The 22,297-nt window shown below is 68.3% G+C and carries 21 protein-coding genes; 13 read left to right on the top strand and 8 right to left on the bottom strand.

From position 1 onward, the window contains the following. Positions 1–118 precede the first annotated feature (118 nt). Positions 119–1,351 carry a glycosyltransferase 87 family protein gene (locus AZL_RS25300; RefSeq protein ID WP_012977266.1) on the bottom strand — a complete coding sequence of 411 codons (1,233 nt, stop codon included), beginning with the start codon at positions 1,349–1,351 and terminating at the stop codon, positions 119–121. A 731-nt stretch (positions 1,352–2,082) separates the two neighbouring features. On the opposite strand from AZL_RS25300, the gene AZL_RS25295 reads away from it, so the two are divergent. The 4 genes from AZL_RS25295 to AZL_RS25280 are packed head-to-tail and all read left to right on the top strand — an operon-like array spanning position 2,083 to position 7,331. Further along, positions 2,083–3,843, top strand: a complete 1,761-nt coding sequence (locus AZL_RS25295; protein WP_012977265.1) for an ABC transporter permease — start codon at positions 2,083–2,085, stop codon at positions 3,841–3,843. 13 nt (positions 3,844–3,856) lie between these two features. Further along, entirely contained in the window at positions 3,857–5,164 is a 1,308-nt protein-coding gene (locus AZL_RS25290; protein WP_012977264.1) for an ABC transporter ATP-binding protein, read from the top strand. 24 nt (positions 5,165–5,188) lie between these two features. Continuing rightward, the gene (locus tag AZL_RS25285; RefSeq protein WP_012977263.1) at positions 5,189–6,628 is read left to right on the top strand and encodes a cation diffusion facilitator family transporter; all 1,440 of its coding nucleotides are present in this window, start codon (positions 5,189–5,191) and stop codon (positions 6,626–6,628) included. Next, on the top strand, positions 6,618–7,331 hold the full coding sequence (locus AZL_RS25280; protein WP_012977262.1) for an MgtC/SapB family protein: 714 nt from the start codon (positions 6,618–6,620) through the stop codon (positions 7,329–7,331). Before AZL_RS25285 ends, AZL_RS25280 begins: the two co-directional genes overlap by 11 nt. Positions 7,332–7,373: 42 nt before the next feature. On the opposite strand, the gene AZL_RS25275 is transcribed toward AZL_RS25280, so the two are convergent. Beyond that, positions 7,374–8,720 carry an acetylglutamate kinase gene (locus AZL_RS25275; protein ID WP_012977261.1) on the bottom strand — a complete coding sequence of 449 codons (1,347 nt, stop codon included), beginning with the start codon at positions 8,718–8,720 and terminating at the stop codon, positions 7,374–7,376. A 412-nt stretch (positions 8,721–9,132) separates the two neighbouring features. On the opposite strand from AZL_RS25275, the gene AZL_RS25270 reads away from it, so the two are divergent. From AZL_RS25270 to AZL_RS25260, 3 genes are all read left to right on the top strand, one after another. Beyond that, on the top strand, positions 9,133–9,915 hold the full coding sequence (locus AZL_RS25270; protein ID WP_012977260.1) for an amino acid ABC transporter substrate-binding protein: 783 nt from the start codon (positions 9,133–9,135) through the stop codon (positions 9,913–9,915). Positions 9,916–10,009: 94 nt separating this feature from the next. Beyond that, positions 10,010–10,690 (top strand): amino acid ABC transporter permease, encoded by a 681-nt coding sequence (locus AZL_RS25265; protein ID WP_012977259.1) that lies wholly within the window; start codon positions 10,010–10,012, stop codon positions 10,688–10,690. Further along, a complete protein-coding gene (locus AZL_RS25260) occupies positions 10,687–11,448 on the top strand; it encodes an amino acid ABC transporter ATP-binding protein (RefSeq protein ID WP_012977258.1) in 762 nt (253 codons plus the stop codon). Before AZL_RS25265 ends, AZL_RS25260 begins: the two co-directional genes overlap by 4 nt. Before the next feature lie 22 nt (positions 11,449–11,470). On the opposite strand, the gene AZL_RS25255 is transcribed toward AZL_RS25260, so the two are convergent. Both AZL_RS25255 and AZL_RS25250 read right to left on the bottom strand, forming a co-directional pair. Then, the gene (locus AZL_RS25255; RefSeq protein ID WP_042445606.1) at positions 11,471–11,809 is read right to left on the bottom strand and encodes a DMT family transporter; all 339 of its coding nucleotides are present in this window, start codon (positions 11,807–11,809) and stop codon (positions 11,471–11,473) included. Beyond that, complete coding sequence (locus AZL_RS25250; protein ID WP_012977256.1) at positions 11,809–12,978, bottom strand: SDR family oxidoreductase; 1,170 nt, start codon at positions 12,976–12,978, stop codon at positions 11,809–11,811. Before AZL_RS25250 ends, AZL_RS25255 begins: the two co-directional genes overlap by 1 nt. 273 nt (positions 12,979–13,251) lie before the next feature. On the opposite strand from AZL_RS25250, the gene AZL_RS25245 reads away from it, so the two are divergent. The 6 genes from AZL_RS25245 (at position 13,252) to AZL_RS25220 (ending at position 19,471) form a co-directional block, all read left to right on the top strand. Then, a complete protein-coding gene (locus AZL_RS25245) occupies positions 13,252–14,379 on the top strand; it encodes an ABC transporter permease (protein ID WP_012977255.1) in 1,128 nt (375 codons plus the stop codon). Positions 14,380–14,391: 12 nt separating this feature from the next. Then, positions 14,392–15,138, top strand: coding sequence for an ABC transporter ATP-binding protein (locus tag AZL_RS25240; protein WP_012977254.1), 747 nt, complete (start codon positions 14,392–14,394; stop codon positions 15,136–15,138). Then, a complete protein-coding gene (locus tag AZL_RS25235) occupies positions 15,125–16,132 on the top strand; it encodes an HlyD family secretion protein (protein ID WP_012977253.1) in 1,008 nt (335 codons plus the stop codon). The genes AZL_RS25240 and AZL_RS25235 overlap by 14 nt, the downstream gene beginning before the upstream one ends. After that, the gene (locus AZL_RS25230; protein ID WP_012977252.1) at positions 16,129–17,556 is read left to right on the top strand and encodes an efflux transporter outer membrane subunit; all 1,428 of its coding nucleotides are present in this window, start codon (positions 16,129–16,131) and stop codon (positions 17,554–17,556) included. The genes AZL_RS25235 and AZL_RS25230 overlap by 4 nt, the downstream gene beginning before the upstream one ends. A gap of 122 nt (positions 17,557–17,678) precedes the next feature. Next, a complete protein-coding gene (locus AZL_RS25225; protein ID WP_012977251.1) occupies positions 17,679–18,368 on the top strand; it encodes a response regulator in 690 nt (229 codons plus the stop codon). Further along, positions 18,365–19,471, top strand: a complete 1,107-nt coding sequence (locus tag AZL_RS25220) for an ATP-binding protein (protein WP_012977250.1) — start codon at positions 18,365–18,367, stop codon at positions 19,469–19,471. Before AZL_RS25225 ends, AZL_RS25220 begins: the two co-directional genes overlap by 4 nt. A 24-nt stretch (positions 19,472–19,495) precedes the next feature. Here the strand turns inward: AZL_RS25220 and mnhG are convergent, their stop codons facing one another. The 4 genes from mnhG to AZL_RS25200 are packed head-to-tail and all read right to left on the bottom strand — an operon-like array spanning position 19,496 to position 22,291. After that, positions 19,496–19,879, bottom strand: a complete 384-nt coding sequence (gene mnhG, locus AZL_RS25215) for a monovalent cation/H(+) antiporter subunit G (RefSeq protein WP_012977249.1) — start codon at positions 19,877–19,879, stop codon at positions 19,496–19,498. Next, entirely contained in the window at positions 19,876–20,157 is a 282-nt protein-coding gene (locus AZL_RS25210) for a K+/H+ antiporter subunit F (RefSeq protein WP_012977248.1), read from the bottom strand. Before AZL_RS25210 ends, mnhG begins: the two co-directional genes overlap by 4 nt. Continuing rightward, entirely contained in the window at positions 20,154–20,642 is a 489-nt protein-coding gene (locus AZL_RS25205) for a Na+/H+ antiporter subunit E (protein WP_012977247.1), read from the bottom strand. Before AZL_RS25205 ends, AZL_RS25210 begins: the two co-directional genes overlap by 4 nt. A gap of 8 nt (positions 20,643–20,650) precedes the next feature. Beyond that, the gene (locus AZL_RS25200; protein ID WP_012977246.1) at positions 20,651–22,291 is read right to left on the bottom strand and encodes a monovalent cation/H+ antiporter subunit D; all 1,641 of its coding nucleotides are present in this window, start codon (positions 22,289–22,291) and stop codon (positions 20,651–20,653) included. Positions 22,292–22,297: the final 6 nt, after the last annotated feature.

Raw genomic sequence — 22,297 nt, 5'->3', positions numbered from 1 at the left:
TCGTGCGAATATTCATGCGGTTTCTCCCACCGGCCGGCTTCCATCCCTTCAACGTGGAGACTCTAAAGCTTGCCAGGCATCGAGTCACCTAGGGGCAGTACCGATACGGGAAAGAGTCTTACTGAATCCGTAATGAGGGATGGATTCGGACCGACGGCTTCCCATCCCTCACCCGCCCCGCGGAGGCGATGAGGCTGCGGCGGGTCACGACCAGCCAGACCGGATAGCAGAGCAGGGGGAGCGTCAGCGCCTGCTTGATCCACATCTGGGTCGGCCGGTAGAACCAGCCGCCATAGAAATGCAGCCCCATACCCAGCACGACCAGCCCGAGCAGCATCGACACCGCCCCGGCCCGCGGCCGGCGATGCTCGACCAGCGCGGCCAGCGTCGCCAGAACCGCGATGCTGAGATAGGAGCCTTCCTCCGTCCGCGGGTTGAACAGCACCAGATACCAGGCGCCCAGCATCAGCGTGACGATCATGGCGGTGACCTGGTCGAGACGGCGGACGGCGGCCCAGACGACCCCGACCGCCAACAGCGCCCCAGCCAGCCGCAAGCCGGTCATGGTGGCGTAATCCGGCACCACCCCGGCTTCCGCCAGAAGCCGGGTCAGGTCGAACCAGCGGCCACTGTCGGGCGCCGCCGCCGTGGCCAGCTTGCAGATCATCGCCGCGTATTGCCCGGCGACGTAACCCGGGTCCGGGTGCAGGAACGGCACGAGGAACGCGATCAGCAGACCGGTCGCCAGCGGCCACCGCACGCCGGGCCGGGCGGCGGCGAACAGCAGGGCCGGGATCAGGGCGAGCGGCTTCAGCGCCGCCGCCAGCGCCAGCATCACCGCGCCCCGCCGGTCATGCCCGCGCGCCAGATCGACCACCGCATGCAGGATCACCGACAACATCATCAGTTCGCACTGGCCGCGCAGGATGTTGATCGACGCGGTCGGGATCGCCGCCACCAGAACCCAGGCGGCCAAGGTCCGCCCCATGGTGGGATGAAGCAGCAGCGCCACCCGGTAGACGGCGCCGGTGAACACCGCCACCATCACCAGCCGCCAGATCTGGTCCCCCACCGCCAGCGGCAGGGCCGCCAACGGCCCGAGCAGGACCGCGCTGGACGGGAAATAGAGGAAGCCATGGATACCCGGCGTGTAAACCGGGACCGATGACCACCAGTCGATCGCGGCGTTCCGGTAAATGTGCGTGATCGGCCGCTCCGGCCGGATCACCGCCAGCACCGCGATCGACAGCACGAACACACACCACACGCCCACCGCCCAGGCGTTGGCATTGCCACGCAACAGGGAAACGCCGCGCGAAAGGCGCGACGGATTCATTTCATTGAGCTTCATGAAGGATACCGGACCCCAAGCCCTTAGCAAGCGAAGCTTTTTAGGGAAACTCCTGATTTTCGAATAATTAAAACCAATTCATCATCAACCTTGAACTGTTTCACTTTTATGTCTCCACGTCATGACGATGCGTCCCGGCCCCCGTCGAACCGGACTGTGTGGCGCGGCAAGGACAGGTCGTCCCGTCGCCGGCGGCACCACCCGCGCACTCCGCTCGCCGGCGGGTCCGCGATCGAGGACCACGCTTCGGCCGGAAGCGATGATTACGATGCTTTCATGAAGAGAGCGTGGAGACGATTTCCGGCGCTTGACCTGCTCCGGCAAGGGGAGTAGAGGGGCGGCATCGTCACCGCATGATCGACCGGTCGCCCCCTTCTCCGGGTTCGGCGGCTTGGTCGAAAAGGCAAGAGATGGACAGCCCCAGTAGTCGATCTACTCACATACCCCTGACGACGTCGATCGCGGGCTGACCTGTTTTCGTGGGTCCTCCCGCGGCCCGGTGTCTTCGGGCCGATCAGAGGTGGACCATGGTGAAGTTTCTCACCAACCGGATTTCCGTGCGCCGCACCCCCACCGGGCGCGATTGTTTTTCCGTGACGGGTGATCTACGCCCGCCAAGTCGGTGATCCGACACCCCATCCTCCTGAAAAATCCGCAGCGGCGCTTCATGCGGCGCCGCTACCGTTCCTATTGCCGGCCGGTCCCAGAAGGGGGCCGCAGGATGGATATCCATGGTTTGGATCAACACGAATATTTCGGTGAAGGCGACCGACGCCACGCCGAACCGGTGGGACGTCGTCGCCCTGCCGCTGGTCATCGGGTTGCTGGCGCTGCTGGCCATCGGCGGCCACCAGATGGCGCTGCCGCTGGGCAGCATCGAAGAGGTGCCGATCACCCTCGACCCCTGGATGCTGCCGGAATACGCCCTGCGCTCCACCTTGCGCATGCTGGCGGCGATGGCGGCCTCGCTGCTGTTCACCTTCACCTACGCCACGCTGGCGGCCAAGAGCCGGCGGGCCGGCATGCTGCTGATCCCCGTGCTGGACGTGCTGCAATCGGTGCCGGTGCTGGGCTACATCTCCTTCACCGTCGTCTTCTTCCTCTCGCTGTTTCCGGGCAGCGTGCTGGGGGCGGAATGCGCGGCGATCTTCGCCATCTTCACCAGCCAGGCCTGGAACATGGCCTTCAGCTTCTACCAATCGCTGCGCACCGTGCCGCGCGACCTGGACGAGGCCGCGACCGGCTTCGGCTTTTCCGGCTGGCAGCGCTTCTGGACGCTGGAGGCGCCCTATGCCGCCCCCGGTCTGGTGTGGAACATGATGATGTCGATGTCCGGCGGCTGGTTCTTCGTCGTCGCGTCGGAGGCGATCACCGTCGGCGACAAGACCATCACGCTGCCCGGCATCGGCTCCTACCTCGCCAAGGCGATCGACGGGCAGCGGCTGGATGCGGTGGGCTGGGCGGTTCTGGCCATGCTGCTGGTCATCCTGGCCTATGACCAGCTGCTGTTCCGCCCGCTGGTCGCCTGGGCCGACAAGTTCCGGGTCGAGCTGACCGGGGCGCAGGAGGTTCCCGAATCCTGGCTGCTCACCCTGTTCCAGCGCACGCGCTTCTTCCGCGCCATCTTCGCGCCGTTCGACAGCCTGCTCGGCCGGCTGATCTGGCTGCGCCTGCCGACGGGCGGCCTGGGTCGCGGCGCGGCGGGCGGCCTGCGGTCGGTCGGCGGCCTGCTCGACCGGGTGCCGGCGCGCGCGGTCGACATGGGCTGGTATCTGCTGCTGGCGGTCACCGGCCTGTGGGCGGGCTGGTCGATGGTCGTCTTCATCGCCTCCGGCGTCGCCTGGGGTGATGTCGGCACCGTGCTGCTGCTGGGCGGCGCCACGCTGCTGCGGGTGCTGGTGCTGATCGCGCTGGCGACGCTGGTCTGGGTGCCGCTGGGCGTGCTGATCGGGCTGCGGCCGCGGCTGGCGGAAAAGGTCCAGCCGGTGGCCCAGTTCCTCGCCGCCTTCCCGGCCAACCTGCTGTTCCCGGTGGCGGTCGTCGTCATCGTCCGCTTCGACCTCAACCCCGACATCTGGCTCAGCCCGCTGATGATCCTGGGCACCCAGTGGTACATCCTGTTCAACGTGGTGGCCGGCGCCACCGCCTTCCCCAGCGACCTGAAGGAGGCGGCGGCCAACTTCCGCATCCGCGGCTGGCAATGGTGGCGTGACGTCATGCTGCCGGGCGTCTTCCCCTACTATGTCACCGGAGCGGTCACCGCGTCCGGCGGCTCGTGGAACGCCAGCATCGTGGCGGAGGCGGTGAACTGGGGCGATACCCAACTGACCGCCCATGGCTTGGGCAGCTATATCGCCCAGGCCACCACCGCCGGCGACTATCCGCGCATCGTGCTGGGCATCGCCGTCATGTCGCTGTTCGTCATCCTGTTCAACCGTCTGCTGTGGCGTCCGCTGTACGCGTTCGCCGAGCGCCGCCTGCGCCTCGCCTGAGGAGGACCCCGCCATGCTGAACACCCGCAACACCACCATCTTCGAACTGAGCGGCGTCCGTCAGGCCTATGCCAAGCCGTCGGGGCAGGATTACGTCGTGCTCGACAATGTCGACCTGACTCTGCAAGACGGCGAGGTCGTCGGACTGCTCGGCCGCTCCGGCTCCGGCAAGTCGACGCTGCTGCGCATCGTCGCCGGGCTGGTCAAGCCGACCGGCGGCTCCGTCCGCCACCATGGCGAACCGGTCACCGGCGCCACCGACGGGGTCGCGATGGTCTTCCAGACCTTCGCCCTGTTCCCCTGGCTGACCGTCTGGGAGAACGTCATGGCCGGGCTGAAGGCCAAGGGCGTGCCGACCAAGGAGGCCGAGGCGCGGACCGAGGAGGCCATCGACCTGATCGGCCTGTCGGGCTTCGAATCCGCCTATCCCAAGGAACTGTCCGGCGGTATGCGCCAGCGGGTGGGCTTCGCCCGCGCTCTGGTGGTCCATCCGGAAATCCTGCTGATGGACGAGCCCTTCTCCGCGCTGGACGTGCTGACCGCCGAGACGCTGCGCACCGATCTGCTCGACCTGTGGATGGAGCAGCGGCTGCCGATCAAGTCGATCCTGATGGTCACCCACAACATCGAGGAAGCGGTGCTGATGTGCGACCGCATCCTGGTCTTCTCCTCCAACCCCGGACGGGTGGCGGCGGAGATCCGGGTGGAACTGCCGCATCCGCGCAACCGCCTGGATCCGCAGTTCCGCGCCATGGTCGACGACATCTATGGCCGGATGACCTCGCGCAAGCCGCTGGTGGCGCCCTCTCCCGCCACGGCGCAGCCGCCGGTCTATGCGGTGCCGTTGCAGCATGTCTCCACCAACCTGCTGGCCGGCCTGCTGGAGACGCTGGCCTCGACCGCCTATCACGGCAAGGCCGACCTGCCGCATCTGGCGGCGTCGCTCCAGCACGAGATCGACGATCTGTTCCCGATCGCCGAGACGTTGCAGACGCTGGGCTTCGCCGAAGTGGCGGAGGGCGACATCCATCTGACCGAGGCCGGGCGGCTGTTCGCCGAGTCCGGGCTGGACGACCGCAAGCGGCTGTTCGCGGAGCATCTGATCCGCTATGTCCCGCTGGCCGCCCACATCCATGCCCTGCTGAAGGAATCGGCGGCGCAACGCGTGCCGAGCGGTCGCATCCATGCGGAACTGGACCCCTTCATGAGCGAGGAGTATGCCGAGGAGACGCTGAAGGCGGTCACCAGCTGGGCACGCTATGCCGAGCTGTTCACCTACGACACCGAAGCCGAGGCCTTCACCTTCGAGGATGAGGACTGACGGCTTCCGCCAGGGGGCAACCGAATGAGCAACGAAAAGGAAGCGGTGGCACTCGGCTCCATCCTGGCGAGCGGGGCGATGACGGTGGGCAAGTTCGCGGTCGGGCTGTCCACCGGCAGCCTCGGGCTGCTGTCGGAGGGGTTGCACAGCCTGCTCGATCTTGGCGCGACGGTGATGACCTGGTTCGCCGTGCGGGTCAGCGACAAGCCGGCCGATGCCGGGCATCCCTATGGCCACGGCAAGATCGAGAGCGTCACCGCGCTTGCCGAAACCGGCCTGCTGTTCCTGACCAGCGCCTGGATCGCCTATGAGGCGGTCCGCCGGCTGATCGATGGCGGGGTCGAGGTCGAGGCGACCTGGTGGTCGGTCGGGGTGGTGGTGATCTGCATCGCCATCGACGCCTACCGTGCCCGCGAGCTGTCGCGCGTCGCCAAGGAAACCCGCAGCCAGGCGCTGGAGGCCGACGCCCTGCATTTCTCCTCCGACATCCTCAGCTCGACGGTGGTGCTGGTCGGGCTGGGACTGGTGTGGCTCGGCTATCCGAAGGGCGACGCCCTGGCGGCCATCGGCGTGTCGGTGTTCGTCTGCCATGCCGGCTACCAGCTCGGCCGGCGGACCATCGATACGCTGATCGATGCGGCGCCGGCCGGCACGGCGGATCGGGTCGAAACGGCGGTGGCGCGCCTTCCGGGCGTCGCCGGGGTCCAGCGCGTGCGGGTCCGGCCGGCCGGCAGCGTGCTGTTCGTCGATCTCGACCTTCTGGTCGGGCGCACCCTGTCGCTCGACGCCGCGGGGGCGGTTCGCGAGCAGGCGATCAGGGCGGTCCAGGCCGAAATGCCGGAGGCCGAGGTTTCCGTCGCCACCCATCCGCTGGCGCTCGACGACGAGACGGTGATGGACCGGGTGGCGGTGCGCGCCGCCGGGCTGGGGCTGGCGGTCCATCACGTCACCGTCCAGCGGGTGAACGGGCGTCTGGCGGTGGGGTTCGACCTGGAGGTCGACGGCTCGCTGCCGATCGAGGAGGCGCATGCGCTGTCCTCGCGGCTGGAGGCCGGCATCCGGGAGGAGCTGGGGAGCGACATCGAGGTCGAGAGCCACATCGAGCCGTTGCAGGACAACGGCCTGACCGGTGTCGATGCCGAACCGGACCTGCTGCGTGCCATCGGGGCGCATCTCGCCGCCTCCCGTCCGGTCGCCGGCCCCTTGCGCGATGTCCACAACCTTCGGGTCCGCCGCAGCGCCGCCGGTCTGGTCGTGACGTTCCACAGCCATGTGGCACCGGGAACGACCGTCGTGGCGGTGCATGACGCCATCGATGCCCTGGAACGCGATCTGCGCGGGCGCTGGCCGGACATCGTCCGGGTCATCGGTCACTCCGAACCCGATCATGATGATCGGCCGTCGGTTGGGAGAGAGCGGGTGGCGGAGAAGCCTGGGCATCGGGGGGCACCGGATGCAGCTTGACCTGTCCGATGCCGCCGTCGCGGCGACCACCTTCCTGCGCTTCGGCATCGCCTTCGTCCTGGGGGCCTTGATCGGCTTCGAACGCCAGTACCGGCAGCGCACCGCCGGGCTGCGCACCAACGTGCTGGTCGCCGTCGGGGCCGCCGCCTTCGCCGAGATCGGCATGCGGCTGCTCGGAGCGGAGGGGGCGACGCGGATCGTCGCCTATGTGGTGTCCGGCATCGGCTTCCTCGGCGCCGGTGTCATCATGAAGGAGGGAACCAACGTCCGTGGCCTGAACACCGCGGCGACCCTGTGGTGTTCGGCGGCGGTCGGGGCCTGTTCCGGCTGCGGCCTGCCGTTGGAGGCGGTGATACTGACCTTCTTCGTGCTGGCCGGGAACACGCTGCTGCGGCCGCTGGTGAACTACGTCAACCGCCTGCCGATCGACGAACGGGTGACCGAGGCGCATTATCGGGTCCATGTCGTCGCCGACCCGGAAGAGCTTTCGGACGTCCGCGATGCCCTGGCCAGGGAGCTGGAGGCGCTCGATTACCCGATCCGCGACATCGAGGTCCTGTCGGAGAGCGAGGAGCAGGTGGAATTGGCGGCCATGCTGGTTCCCACCACTGCCAACCCCGACGAACTCGACCGCGCCGTGCTCAATCTGGAACGCACCGCCGGCATCCGCAACGCCACCTGGACCGTCAGCACCACGACGTGACCGGGGGGCGGCCGGGGCGGCATTCCCGCCTCGGCTTTCCCTTCAATGGCCGGCTTCGGACTCGATCAATGTCGGCCGCCTCACCGCGCAATGCGCCACGCATTTCTCGATCTGCGAGAAATCATCCAGCCCACACCAGAACACCTTCCACTTCTCCTGTTTGAAGCAACCGTCGGATTGGGCATAGTAGAAGATATTGATCTGGTTCTTATGACGGGAGCGCCAGAACAGTTGAGGCGTCTCCTTGCGCATCACCTTCCACACCGCGCGGCCCAGTCCCTCGCCCTGAGCCTCATCGAGCACGGCGAATTTATCCAGATAGGGAACCCCATCCTCTTCGGTCAGGATCACGGCGGCACGATAATTCTCGCTGACGTAAGCCCGAAGCAGCCGGGTGCGCTGGAAGTAATCCTCGACAAGGCGCCGGCCGAAACTGGATTCGATCAGCATGCGCAAGCGCGTCAGGTCCAACTCGTCCCAACATGTCGCGCGGGACACGCGCTCACCGCGGCGCACGAGCGTGCCGGAACCCTTGTGGGTGAACAGTTCATTGGCCAGATTGGCCGGGTTGGTGATCGAGATCGACGATTCCGGCGGCAGACGGTCCAGCAGATCCTTCATCTGCTCCACCGTGAAGGTGATCGCGCTCCGCAGGCAGGAGTCCCGGTCGAAGTGATCATACTCGGTGGACAGGTTGATCGCGTCGATCACGCGGCCATTCGCATCGAGCAAGCCACCGGCGCCGGTGAGGAAAATGATCTTGAACGGTTGCAGCAGCCGCACCAGCGCATTGGTGGCGCGATCGCACTCGATGCCGAGACTCTGGCCACCCGCCGTTTCGCCCAGGCTGCTGATCACCGGGATGGACCCGGCATGCAGGCTGGCCTCCACCGGTGCCAGCCTCACCGCACGGACCGTGCCGAGGGAACCGCGGACCTCACGGCCCAGATGCCCCGCCTCGAACACCCCCCCGGTGATCGAGGTGGCGCGCACCCCTTTCCGGCGGAGCCGCTCGACAAGGCTGCGATTCAAGGCCTGGAACGTTTCATACGGGAACGCCGGACCTGCGGGCGCCTCCCTATCCGGGCCGTCGCCGCTCTCCTCGTCAACGCCGGAGGCCGGCGGTTCCTCCCGCGATCCTGGTGCCGTTCCAAGCAGAACGATCGGAGTGAGCCCCACCGCCTGCAGGAACGACAGCGACGATGCCACAGCCTCGGCCTCCACCCCGTCGCGCAGGATGGCGTCGTTGATGTTGACCACCGCGAAGCGCTTTGCGTCCAGCTGCGAGAAGCGCTTGAGATATTGATTGATCTCTTTCGTGCTGGCCAGGATCGAGAGCAGGCGCACGATGGTCTGGCGGGTTTCGCTTTGCAGGACGGGCAAGGTCATTGGAAGCCTTCGGAAAGACCGGCGCTGCGGCCTTGAGCTGTTGAATCGGGACTGCGGACGATCGACGCGGGATCATACCCGATCGGGCCCCACCATCGGAAATTCCCACCCCACCCCGCAAGGGAAGAAGGGCCTCCGAGATCGGTGAGGTCTCGATTTCATCCCGGACCCGATGGCCATGCCTGCGGATGACGCTCCCCCAGCACCATATTTCCCAACACCAGCTGTTTACGTCACGCATGTTATACATTTGATCATCGCTAAATTGATGACATATTCCCTTGTTGCTGAATATCCTTTGATGTAGCGTCATCAACGCCTCCCCGCACCGCGAAAGCGTCGGCGGACAACGCCATGGGCGGCGGACCAACCCACCAAGAAACACCCACCAAGAAACACCAGGCATCAACCGATGAAATGGCTGCAATCGCTTCTCGTCGCCGGCCTCCTCCAGGCCGCCGCCGTCACCGCTGGCTCCTCCGCCTGGGCCCAGGCCGACCTCGACCGCATCAAGGCCGACGGCGCGCTGAAGATCGGGACCGAGGGCACCTATGCCCCCTTCACCTATCATGACGCCTCGGGCGCGCTGGTCGGCTTCGATGTGGAGATCGGCCGCGAGATCGCCAAGCGCATCGGCGTGAAGGTGGAGTTCCTGGAGGGCAAGTGGGACGGGCTGATCGCCGGCCTGGACGCCCGCCGCTACGACGCCGTCATCAATCAGGTCGGCATCACCGAGGCGCGCAAGGCCAAATACGATTTCTCAGACCCCTACATCACCAGCCGCGCCGTCCTGATCGTGCGCGGCGACAATGATGCCATCAAGGGCTTCGCCGACTTGAAGGGCAGGAAATCGGCCCAGTCGCTGACCAGCAATTTCGGCAAGCTGGCCGAGGCGGCGGGCGCGCAGCTGGTCGGCACCGACGGCTTCGACCAGTCGATCCAGCTCGTCCTCAACGGCCGGGCCGACGCGACGGTCAATGACAGCCTGTCCTTCCTCGACTTCAAGAAGCACAAGCCTGACGCCGACGTGAAGATCGTCGCCACCCGCGACGATGCCGACCAGTCGGGCATCATCGTCCGCAAGGGCGAGGCCAAGCTGGTCGCCGCCATCAACGAGGCGCTGGCCGCGATCAAGGCCGATGGCACCTATGCCACCATCTCGCAGAAATATTTCGGCGCCGACGTTTCCAAGTAAGGGCGCCGCCTTATTTCCCAGCCTGCCGCAATGCCCCCTGCCCCATCCGGGCCGGGGGCATTGTCGTTCCTTCCTCACGAGAGGCACAGTTTCCTTGCTGCACTGGCTAACCTTGATGGCGACCTCGCTGCCGTCGCTGCTGTGGGCGGCGCTGGTCTTCACCGTTCCGCTGACGCTGGCCTCCTTCGCGCTGGGCCTGATCGTCGGACTGGTGGCGGCGGTCGTCCGGCTGTTCGGGCCGGCACCGCTGGCCGCCGCCGTCCGTTTCTATGTCTGGATCATCCGCGGCACGCCGCTGCTGGTGCAGCTCTTCCTGATCTTCTACGGCCTGCCCAGCGCCGGCATCGTGCTGGACGCCTTCCCGGCGGCGCTGATCGGCTTCACCCTGAATGTCAGCGCCTACACCTCCGAGATCATCCGCGCCGTCATCGGCTCGGTGCCCAAGGGACAGTGGGAGGCCGCCTATTCCATCGGCATGAGCTGGCCGCAGGCGATGCGGCGCACCATCCTGCCGCAGGCCGCCCGCGTCGCCGTGCCGCCGCTGTCCAACAGCTTCATCTCGCTGGTGAAGGACACCTCGCTGGCCGCCGCCATCACGGTGCCCGAGCTGTTCCAGGCGGCCCAGCGCATCGTCGCCACCAGCTACGAGCCGCTGATCCTCTATGTGGAGGCGGCCCTGATCTATCTGGTGCTGAGTTCCGTCCTGTCGGCGCTCCAGGTCCGGCTGGAGCGGCGGCTCAACCGGTATGGTGGTTTCCTGGAGGCCAAGTCGTGATCCGTCTGACCAACATCGAAAAGCGCTTCGGCGACCTGACCGTGCTGAAGGGGGTGACGGTGACGGTGGCCGAAGGACGCGTCACCGCCCTGATCGGCCCGTCCGGCGGCGGCAAGAGCACGCTTCTGCGCTGCATCAACCTGCTGGAGATCCCGACCTCCGGCAGCGTGCGCATCGGCGGGGAGGAGTTGGCCTTCCACCCCGGCGGCAAGCCCGGCCGGGCGGACATCCAGCGGCTGCGCGGCCAGACCGGGATGGTGTTCCAGAATTTTCAGCTCTTCCCCCACCGCACCGCGGTGGAGAATGTGATGGAGGGGCTGGTGACCGTGCGGAAATGGCCGGCGGAAAAGGCGCGCGGCCGCGCCATGGAGCTGCTGCGCAAGGTCGGCATGGCGCACAAGGCCGATGCCTGGCCGGCGACCCTGTCGGGCGGCCAGCAGCAGCGCGTCGCCATCGCCCGCGCGCTCGCCCCGTCGCCGCGGGTGCTGCTGTGCGACGAGCCGACCTCCGCCCTCGACCCCGAACTGTCGGGCGAGGTGGTGGAGGTGCTGGGCACGCTGGCCGCCGAGGGCACCACCATGGTGATGGCGACCCACGACCTGCGCCTCGCCTCGCGCATCGCCCACGAGGTGGTGTTCCTCGACGGCGGACAGGTGGTGGAGTCCGGCCCGTCGCAGGCGCTGTTCTCCACCCCCATCCACGAGCGCACCCGGCGCTTCATCGCCACCCTGACCCAGCAGGGCCGGACCGGGACCTGACGGACCGGCCGGAGGGGCCGGGTCACGGCGCGCCCGGCCCCATCGCGCTGGCGAGGATGAACACCCCCAGGGCGATCAGGCTGATTCCGGCGAGCGCCTGAAGGGCCAGCACTTCGCCGAACAGCCACCAGCCGGCGATGGCGGCGCCGGCCATGCCGAATCCCGCCCACACCGAATAGACCAGCGAGACCGGGAAGCGCTGGAGCGAGACCGACAGCAGCCAGAAGGACAGGGCGTAGCCGATGACGACGATCATCATCGGCCCGACCCTGGACATGCCGTCGGACGCCTTCAGGGCGATGGTGGCGCTGATTTCCGCCAGGATCGCCAGGCCGAGCAGGCCATAGCCGACGGTCACCATCACGCCGCCACCGACTTGGGCAGGTTTCCGGGCAGCATGGACTCCTGAACCCCGTCGAACATGCCGAGATCGTCGGCGAACTGGTCGATGATCGACAGCCCGGCCGGGGCCGACAGGCAGGCCGGCAGATACTCCGCCAGCGTCGGCGGCAGCGGGAAGCCCTCGTCGGTCAGGCGCCCGTTGTCGAAGGCGACGCCCAGCGTGCTGAACTGATAGTAGGAGCGCATCGCCCGCAGCATGGCGACGTTCAGCGGCCCGCTCAGGCCGAAGGCCATCTGGAAGCGGGCGCGCAGCAGCTTCCAGTCCCCGGCGTCGAAGCGGCTGTAGCTGCGGCGGCCGCCCTGGGGATCGCAGCGCTCGAAGGCGGCGGCGAGATCGCTCCAGGTCGTGCGCTTGCGCAGCCCGGCGGAGAGGTGATAGGCGTCATGGGCCAGCTCCGGCTTCAGCATCAGCCCGACCAGCACCTCGGCGGTCCAGTCCACCGGCACCACGTCGATGCCGCCATCCAGATCGCCCGCCACCAGCCGCAGCCGGTCGCCGGCGCGGAACATCCAGAAGATGCTGCTGCTGGGAATGCAACCGCGGCTGCGGTGGCCGGTGACGATCGACGGGCGCACCATGACGACCGGCAGATCGGCGAACTCGTGGCGCAGCATCGCCTCGGTCGTCGCCTTGGTGCGGGTGTAGGGCACGATGTGCTCGGCCGCCGGAGCCGGCGCATCGTCTTCCCGCACGAGATCGGGCGGGTTGCCGCCGCAGATCATCGCGGTGCCGCCATAGAGGAAGCGGCACAGGCCCGGCATCCGCCGCGCCCGCTCCGCCAGGGCACGGGTCCCCTCGACATTGACGCGGTGGCAATGCTCCTGCGCCCGGAAGGAGGTGTCGGCGGCGAGATGCAGGATGTGGGTCACCGCATCCAGCCGGCGATCCTCCAGGCTCGCCGGGGCGGTGATGTCGCCGACGACGATCTCGACGCGGCGGATGGCATGACGGGCGGCGGCGGCATCCATGAAGCGGGACAGGTTTTCCAGAAGACGGTCACGGGCCTGGGCGGCGCCACTGCCCCGGACGAGGCAGATCCAGCGGACATCGGGAGTGCTGTCGAGGCCGTGGGCGAGCACCGCGCCGCCGATGAAGCCGGTGGCGCCGGTCAGGAGAACAGTCGTCATTTCCAGATGGTCCTTGGTCGGAAGGGAGGAATTCAAGGCTGCGTCGCAATTGGGCGACGTCGGCTGACCGACGGTGTCCCATCGCTGTGTGCAGATTGCGTGGAGCATCCGTCGATGCCGGGTCGGCGGGCGGCTCCAGGGGACCGCCGACCCCACTCAACGCCTTGATCGGCCGCCATCCGGCGTCTCTGCGCAATCTTGACAATCGGCCCACGGCGGCTTGACGGCCCGCGTCCATCTGTCTTCCGCGCATCGCGTGGAAAGGTTTTTTCGATGGTTTCGCTTGCCCGCCAGACACTCATACATGAATGGAAACGCTTCGCAGCGGCGATCCTGACCCTGGCCTTCTCCGGCCTGCTGATCCTGATCCAGGTCGGCCTCCTGCTGGGGCAGCTCGACGCCTTCACCATTCCGGTGACGCGCTCCAAGGCCGATCTCTGGGTCACCGCCGCCAACATCCGCAGCTGGGACCAGTCGACCATCGTTCCGGCGCGGAGCGAGGGGCTGTTCTGGTCGCACCCGGCCATCCGCGACGTCCGCGAGATGGGAATCGGCTATCTCGACTGGAAGACCGGGAACGGCACCCGCCAGAGCGTGATGGTCGTCGGCGTGCCGCTCCAGCCGGGCGCGCTGTCCGGCTTCCGGGGATTTTCCGCCGAGGCGCAGGCGATCCTGTCCCATCCCGACACCGTGGTGGTGGACGAGGCCGACATGGCCAAGCTGGGGGCGGAGATCGGTGGAACGGCTGAGATCGGCGGCAAGCGCGTGACCATCGGCGGGATCGTCCGCGGCTTCCGCAGCAACCTGCTGCCGCTGGTCTTCGCCTCGCCCTCCTCCCTGCGGTCGATCACCATGGATCCGGGCATCAACGGCCCGCCCTATTTCCTGCTGAAGCTCGACCCCCGCTTCGATCTCGCCACGGTGCGCCACCAGCTCGAAGCCTTCGACACGGCGGAAAGCTATGCCATCGCCACGCCGGACGAGCTGACCTGGATGTCGGCACAGTTCTGGCTGGAGGAATCGGGCGCCGGCACCTCCTTCGGCTTCTCGATGCTGCTGGCCCTGCTGGTCGGGGTCGGCGTGACCGGACAGACCCTGCGCGGCGCGGTGATCGCCTCGATGAAGGAATATGCCGCCCTGCGCGCGCTCGGCGTGCGGGTCGGCCAACTGCGCGCCATCGTCCTGGAACAGTCGCTGTGGGTGGCGCTGGCCGGCAACGTCGCGATGTTCGCCATCGCCGCGGCGCTCTGCGCGCTCGCCTGGTTCCTCGACATCCCGATGGTGATGAGCCCGTGGCTCTGCGCCGTCACCAGCCTGTTCGTCACCGCCATCGCCTGTGTCTCGGGCCTGCTCGCCCTGTCGGTCCTGTACCGCAGCGAGCCCGCCGACCTGCTGCGATAAGGATCCCGCGAGATGCAAGTTTCCTCCGACACCCCGGCCGTATCGGCCCGCGGCCTGCACAAATCCTACCGCAACGGCGACATCAGGATGGACATCCTGAAGGGGATCGACCTGACGGCGCGACAGGGTGAGCTGACCCTGCTGATGGGGCCGTCCGGATCCGGGAAATCGACGCTGATGTCGGTGCTGGCCGGGCTGTCGCGTCCCGACCGGGGCAGCGTCAGCATCCTCGGCCAGCCCACCGGCACGCTGGACGAGGATGATCTGACCGACATCCGCCTGCGCCATTGCGGCTTCATTTTCCAGAGCCCCAACCTGTTCGGCGCGCTCAGCGCGCTGGATCAGGTGCGCCTCGTCCTGCAGATGACCGGCACGCCTGCGGCGGAGATCACCCCTCGAGCAAGGCAGGCGCTGAAGGAGGTCGGTCTGGACGACCGCGCCCATCTGAAGCCGGTGGCGCTGTCCGGTGGCGAGAAGCAGCGCGTCGCCATCGCCCGCGCCCTGGTCAAGCGCCCCTCCCTGCTGTTCGCCGACGAACCGACCTCGGCGCTCGACCGCTACAACGGCGACATGGTCACGCTGATCCTGCGCCGCATCGCCCATCTCCACCGGACGGCGGTGCTGTGCGTCACCCATGACAGCCGCCTGATCGCCCATGCCGACCGCGTCATCACCATCGATGACGGCCGCATCCTGTCGGATGAACGGCCCGACCGCGACACCTTCCATTCACAGGATTCCGACGATGCCGCGTCTTAAGACAGTCATTCTGGCCGGGCTGGCGTCGATCGCCATAGCCTCAAGCATGGGAGCGGTCTATTCCGCCGCGGTCGGCGATGAACAGACGCATGGCGGTCCGGCCGGCGGCGAGGTGCTGTCGGTTGGCACGCCGGTGGTGGCCGCCGGACGCGGACGCGTCGACGTCGAAGGCGGCATGATCCAGATCGCCGCCCAGCGCGACGGCGTGATCACCGAGATTTTCGTGACCGAGGGAGCGGATGTGCGAGCCGGCGATCTGCTGGCCCGCCAGGACGACCGCGCTGCCCGCGCCGCGCTGGAGGAGGCCAAGGCCGCGCTTGCCGAGGCGGTGGCGCGCGGCGGCACCCTGCGGGTCCGCGTCTCCGCCGCCCGGCGCGAGCGCAACCGCCTGGACCGTCTGCGCCGCGACGGCGCCGAAGCGGTGAAGCTGTATGACGAGGCGCAAAGCCGCCTGGAGGAGGCGGAGGCCGAGCTCACCGCCCATGACGCCACCGTCCGGCTCGCCCGCGCCCGCGTCGCGTCGGCCGAGATGGAGATCGCCCAGCGCGAGGTCCGGGCCCCGGTGGATGGCCGGATCGTCCGGCTGCTGGCCCGCCCCGGCAGCGGCGCCTCCACCCTCAACGTCTCGACCCTGTTCACCTTGGTGCCCAACGAGCGCTTCATCCTGCGCGTCGACATCGAGGAGCGTCTGATGCGGCAGGTCGTTCCCGGCCAGCCGGTCACCATCCAGCTCGACAGCGGAACGGAAACGCTGTCCGGCGAGGTTCTGCGCATCGGCCAGCTCCTGGGGCAGCGCAAGCTCGACCCCAGCGACGCCCAGCAGCGCGTCGACGAGCGGGTGGTGGAGGCCATCGTGTCGCTGCCGTCCCGCCCCGACCGCCGCTATCTGATCGGTCAGCGCGGCCTGGCGAAATTCCTCGTCCCGTCCCAGCCGGCCACCGCCCTGCTGCCGGAACGGCCGGCATTGCGGACCACCAAGGAGGTGTTGCCGTGACCGCGCTCCGCAAGGCGCACCGCCGTCCGGCCCTGCTCGCCTCCCTTTGCGGAGCGGCGCTGCTCGCCGGCTGCTCGCTGGCCCCGCCCTATGAACGCCCGGCCGCGCCGATCCCCGCCAGCTATCCGGCTCCGGTGACGCTCCCCGGCCCGCCGCGAAATGCGGCGCCCTGGTGCGCGCGGCAGCCCGATCCCCGCCTGGAACGGCTGATCGCCGCGGCGCTGGAGCACAACCGCGACCTGAGGCTGGCCGTCGCCCGGGTGGCGGAGGCCCGCGCCCAGAGCGGCTTCCAGTCCGCCACCCGCCGGCCCGCCGTTTCGCTGGAGGCGACCAGCACCAACCCGCCCCAGGACAATGACTCGGCCCAGCAGCTCGGGCTCGCCCTGTCGTCCTATGAGCTGGATTTCTTCGACAAGGCCAAGAACCTGTCCGACGCCGCCCTGCACGAGCTTCTGGCGACCGAGCAGGCGCAGCGGACGGCCCGCGTCAGCCTGATCGCCGAGGTGGCGCGGGCCTATGTGACGGAGCGCGCCGCCGACGCGCGCGCCACCATCGCCCGGCGCGCCATCGCCTCGCGCAAGGCGGGCGTCGCGCTGCTGGACCGGCGGCTCGCCGCCGGCGCCTCCTCCCCGCTGGAGGTGCAGCAGGCCAGGACCCTGGTCGCCTCGGCGGAAGCCGACCTGATCGAACAGGAATTGACCCGCGAGCGTGCAGCCAACCAGTTGGCCCTGCTGACCGGCTACAGCGGCGGCGGAGCCGGCGGAGACGACGCCCGCACCGCTCCAGCCTTCGGCACCGCGGCCTTCGCCGCCGGCTGGGGGCCGTTGCAGCCGGGCCTGCCGTCCGAACTGCTGACCAAACGGCCGGACATCATGGCGGCGGAACAGCGGCTGATGGCCGCGAACGCCCAGATCGGCGCGGCGCGCGCCGCCTTCTTCCCGTCGATCCGGCTGACGACGATGGCCGGCCTCGCCTCCAACGAACTGCACTCCCTGTTCCGGGTGGGCAGCGGCGCCTGGCAGTTCGTCCCGCAGATCAGCATCCCCCTGTTCGACGGCGGCCGCAACCAGGCCAACCTCGATCTGGCGAAGGCGCGCGAGTCCATCGCGGTGGTCGAGTATGAGCGGACGATCCAGACCGCGTTCCGCGAGGTCGCCGACGCGCTGGCCGGCCAGACCATGCTGGAACGCGACGCGGCGGCGCGCCGGACGATGCGCGAGCTGGAGGGCAAGCGCCATGCCCTGACCATGAAGCGCTATCTCGCCGGGGCGGTCGGCTATCTGGAGGTGCTGGATGCCGAACGCGGCCTGTTCGCCGCCGATCAGGCGTTGATCGACGCCCAGCGGGGGCGGCTGGAGAATGCCGTGGCCCTCTACCGCGCCCTGGGCGGCTTCGGCGAGGGCTGCCGGCAGGCATCTGGATGAGGCCATCAGGGTAAAACCGGCTCTTGTGCAACGGGCCGGATAGGGTGAAGTCTTGGCTTAACATTGGCGGAGCCGCCGCGGCCCTGGACCGGCGCGGCGGTGTCCGGGAGATGAGGGACGATATGAACGCACTGGTTTTGGTTGCCGAGGATGACCCCGACGTCGCCCGGATCATCATGGGCTATCTCGATCGCGAGGGGCTGCGCACGGTCAGGGCCGAAAATGGGCAGATCGCCCTCGACCTGCACCAGCAATTGAAGCCCGACCTCGTCATCCTCGACGTGAAGATGCCGAAGCTGGACGGTTTCGAGGTGCTGATGGGACTGCGCCGCCGGGGGGACACCCCGGTGATCATGGTCACCGCCCTCGACGAGGATCTCGACAAGCTCCAGGCCCTGCGCATCGGCGCCGACGATTATATCGTCAAGCCGTTCAACCCGCTGGAGGTGGTGGCCAGGGTCAAGGCCGTGCTGCGCCGGGCGATGGGCCGGGGCGACAGCGCGGTGATCCGGGTCGGTCCGGTGGAGATCGACCAGAGCGCCTATGCCGTGACCGTCCAGGCCGGCGACGGGCGGGTGCGCGTCGATCTGACGGCGACGGAGTTCCGCATCCTCTCCCACATGGCGCGCCAGCCGACCCGCGTGTTCAGCCGCGCCGAGCTGATCGATGCCTGCCTGCCCGAAAGCGACACGCTGGAACGGACCATCGACACCCATGCCAGCAACATCCGGCGCAAGCTGCACGCCACCGGGATCGCCGCCTTCTTCGAAGGTGTCCGCGGCGTCGGCTACCGGCTGACGACCTCGTCATGAAGCCGATCAAGCCGCTGAACCGGCAGCTGGTGACGGCCATGGCCGGCGTGACCGGGATGGCGCTGGTGCTGATGTGCGCCGGCATGTTCCTGTTCTATGGCTTCATCTATTTCCGCTTCTTCATGCCGGAAGGCTTCGAGGAGGTTCCGGAGCCCGACAGCTATTGGCCATCGGTTCCCGAATGGATCGCCTTCCTGACGCTCTGGGCCATCGGGCTGACGGGGGCCATCCTGGTGGCGATGCGATTCGCCACCCAGCTCATCCGGCCGCTGGACGCCGTCGCCACCGCGGCGCGGCGGATCGCCACCGGCGACCTCGGCGCCCGCGCCACGGTCACGAAGGCCTCCTTTTCCGAAACCCGCCAACTGATCGAGGATTTCAACCACATGGCCGGCCAGCTGAGCCGGGCCGAGGCGGAGATGCGGGCCTGGCATGCCGCCGTCGCCCACGAGTTGCGCACACCGCTGACCATTCTGCGCGGCCAGTTGCAGGGCTATGTCGATGGCGTCTTCGTCCCCGACACGCCGTCCCTCCGCTCCCTTCTGGGGCAGGTGGAGGGATTGAGCCGGATCGTCGACGACCTGAAGATTTTGACCCTGGTGCAGACTGGCCGGCTGGAGCTGCGCCTGGAACCGATCGATCTGGCCCAGGAGGCGGCGTCCGTGGCGGCGGCGATCGGCCCCATGCTGCAACTGGCGGACGTCACCTTGCGGCTCGACCTTGGAACGGTGGTGGTCAATGCCGACGGCGCCCGCGTCCGTCAGGCCCTGGTGGCGCTGCTCGACAATGTCCGGCGCCACGCCTCTCCCGGCGAGGTGGTGATCGAAACCCGGCTGACCCGCGACCATGCCATCCTGCGCGTCTGCGACAACGGCCCCGGATTGCCGGAGGGGGCGGCGACCGGCATCTTCACCCCCTTCTGGCGACCCGACGAGTCCCGGTCGCGCGACACCGGCGGCAGCGGTCTGGGTTTGGCGGTGGTGAAGGCGATCGCCCAGGCGCATGGCGGCAACGTCCGGGCCAAGCCATCCGAGCCGCATGGCGCGACCTTCGAGATCGAGCTGCCGCTCCAGCCCGTGAAGAAGGCCGATCCCGCCGGATGAGAAGGATCGGCGGCGGCCCGCTCATCACGGCGCCGGTCCGGAGCCGCGCGCGTCCTGGCCGGAGGGAGGCGGCGGCACCTCGTCGCTTCCTTCGCTGCGGTCGCGGTAGAGGGCGGCGCGGGCCAGCAGCATCAGGGTGATGGGGGTGGTGATCACCATCAGGGCGGTGATCAGCGCCTCGTGCAGGATCGCCCGGGATTGCAGAACGGAGAAGACCAGCATGGAGGCCAGCAGGATGCAGCCGATGCCGAGTGTCGAGCCGAGCGTCGGGGCATGGACCCGCTGGTAGAAGCTGCCGAAGCGCAGCAGCCCGACGGTTCCGATCAGGGTCAGTCCGGCGCCGGCGAGCAGCAGCAAGGCGGCGACGGCGGCCGCCCAGTCGGGAAGCCCGGCCAGATGGTTGGTCATTCGATCACCTCCCCGCGCATCAGGAATTTCGCCAGCGCCGCCGTCGACACGAAGCCGAGCAGGGCGATGATCAGGGCCGCCTCGAAATAGAGCATGCTGGCGGTGCGGATGCCGAAGGTCAGCAGCAGCATCGTCGCCGTGACATAGAGGGTGTCGAGCCCCAGAACCCGGTCCTGCGCCCGTGGTCCCCGCAGAATCCGGAAGGTCGCGAACGCCATGGCGACGACGAGCATGATCTGGGTCAGGAAGATGGCGCCCATCAGCAACTTCAGTGTCATTCGAACAGCTCCATCAGCCGCGTCTCGTAGCGCCCCTTGATGGTGTCGATCCAAACCCGCTCGTCCACCAGATCGAGGATATGCAGGAGGATGGTGTTGCGGCGCCGGTCATAGGCGACCCACACCGTGCCCGGTGTCGCGGTGACGATGCAGGCGAGCGTCGCCAGCCCATAGGGCGCCCTGAGGTCGAGCGGGATGCGCAGGAAACCCGACACCCGCCCGCCGCTTCCCGGACGCAGGATGATCTTGGCGACCGCCCAGTTGGAGCGCAGGATGTCCACCAGCACCACCCCCAGCAGCGACAGGGCGGCCCGCGGACGGCGGAAGCGCCCGCCCGGCAGGTCCAGCACGCCGAGCGTGGCGACCGTCGCCAGCGACAGCACGCCGCCCACGAGGATCGTGCCCGGCGCCATGCTCTCGTTCAGCAGCAGCCAAACCACCAGCAGGGTCGCCGTCATCAGGGGATAGGCCAGCAATCGAGCCATCAGCCGCTTCATCGCACACCGCCTGCCGCCGGGCCCACCGTCGGGCCCGCCGTCGGGCCCGCCGTCGGAATGCCGGACAGCACGGCACCATTGTAATCCCGCGGCACATGGAGCGAGCGGGCGGTGTCCTCCATGTAGCGCATCGCCGGCCCGGCCTGGATGGTCAGCGCCAGATTGAGCGAAAGCAGCAGCAGGACGGGGGCGATCTCCGCCACCCGCACCCGCGGCACCTCGGCGGCGGGCGAGGCCCAGAAGACGTCGAGTCCCACCCGCGTCATCGCCACCACCGTCGCCAGCCCCGACAGCACCAGCGCCGCCATCAGGACCCAGGTGGTGATGGGAACCTGCGGCCCGGCGGCCAACAGCGGCGACAGGATGGCGAATTTGGCGAGGAAGCCCGACAGCGGCGGCAGGCCGGCCAGCAGCAGCGCGCTGGACAGGAAACCGATGCCGAGGATCGCCATCGTCGCCGGAATGGGAACGCCGGCGCCGCCCCCGCCTCCGCCATCGTCCGCATCCTCGTCGTCGCCTTCGCCGAAGGCCTCGCGGGTCACCGCCAGCACGTCGGCGCCGACGCCGCGGCCGCGCTCCACCAGCTCGATCAGCAGGAAGAAGCCGGCGACCGCCAGGACGGAGCTGGTCAGGTAGAACAGGGCGCCGCCGGTCACCGGCACCTGTCCGGCGCCGATGGCGGCCAGCAGGGTCCCGGACGATACCAGCACGCAGGCCCCGGCCAGCCGCGCCATGTTCTGCGTCGCCAGCACGGCGATCGAGCCGAATCCGACGGTCAGCAGCCCGCCGACCAGCAGCACGGTGCCGCCGAAGCCGCTGGACTCCCCCGCCCCGTCGCCGAACAGCAGCAGCCAAAGCCGCAGCACGGCATAGATGCCGACCTTGCTGAGGATCGAGACGATGGCGGCCGAGGCCGGGCCCAGGGTGGAATAGGTGTTGGGCAGCCAGAAGCCGAGCGGCCACATCCCCGCCTTGATCAGGAAGGCGAGGCCGAGGATCGCCGCCCCGGCCTCCAGCAGCCCGCGGTCCTCGGCGGCCAGCCCGGCGACCCGGCCGGCGAGATCGGCCATGTTGAGGGTGCCGGAAATGCCGTAGATCATGCTGACGCCGATCAGGAACAGCAGCGACGCCGACAGGTTGATCGCGATGTAATGCAGCCCCGCCCGCACCCGCGCCAGACCGGACCCATGCAGCGAGAGCCCGTAGGAGGCCGCCAGCATGATCTCGAAGAAGACGAACAGGTTGAAAAGGTCGCCGGTCAGGAAGGCGCCGTTCAGCCCCATCAGCTGGAACTGGAACAGCGGATGGAAATGCGCCCCCGCCTTCTGCCAGCGCGGCAGCGAGAAGGTCAGGGCGGCGACCCCCAGGATTCCGGTCAGCATCAGCATGAGGGCGGCGAAGCGGTCCAGCACCAGGACGATGCCGAAATGCGCCGGCCAATTGCCGAGCCGGTAGACGCGGATACCGGCCACGCCGGAATCGGCGACGGCCAGGGCCAGGACCGCCAGCGCCAGCAGCGACAGCGCCGACGCCATGCCGATCACCGCCTTCAGTGTCCGCCGCCGCTCGTCGATCAGCATCATCACCGCCCCCGCCAGCAGGGGCAGGACGATGGGGGCGATCGTCAGATGGTCCATCCAGCC

It is taken from the genome of Azospirillum sp. B510 (genome assembly GCF_000010725.1).
In the GTDB taxonomy this organism is placed as follows: domain Bacteria; phylum Pseudomonadota; class Alphaproteobacteria; order Azospirillales; family Azospirillaceae; genus Azospirillum; species Azospirillum lipoferum_B.
The sequence above is the reverse complement of the archived record's forward strand: the minus strand, read 5'-3'. Positions and strand labels throughout refer to the sequence as shown.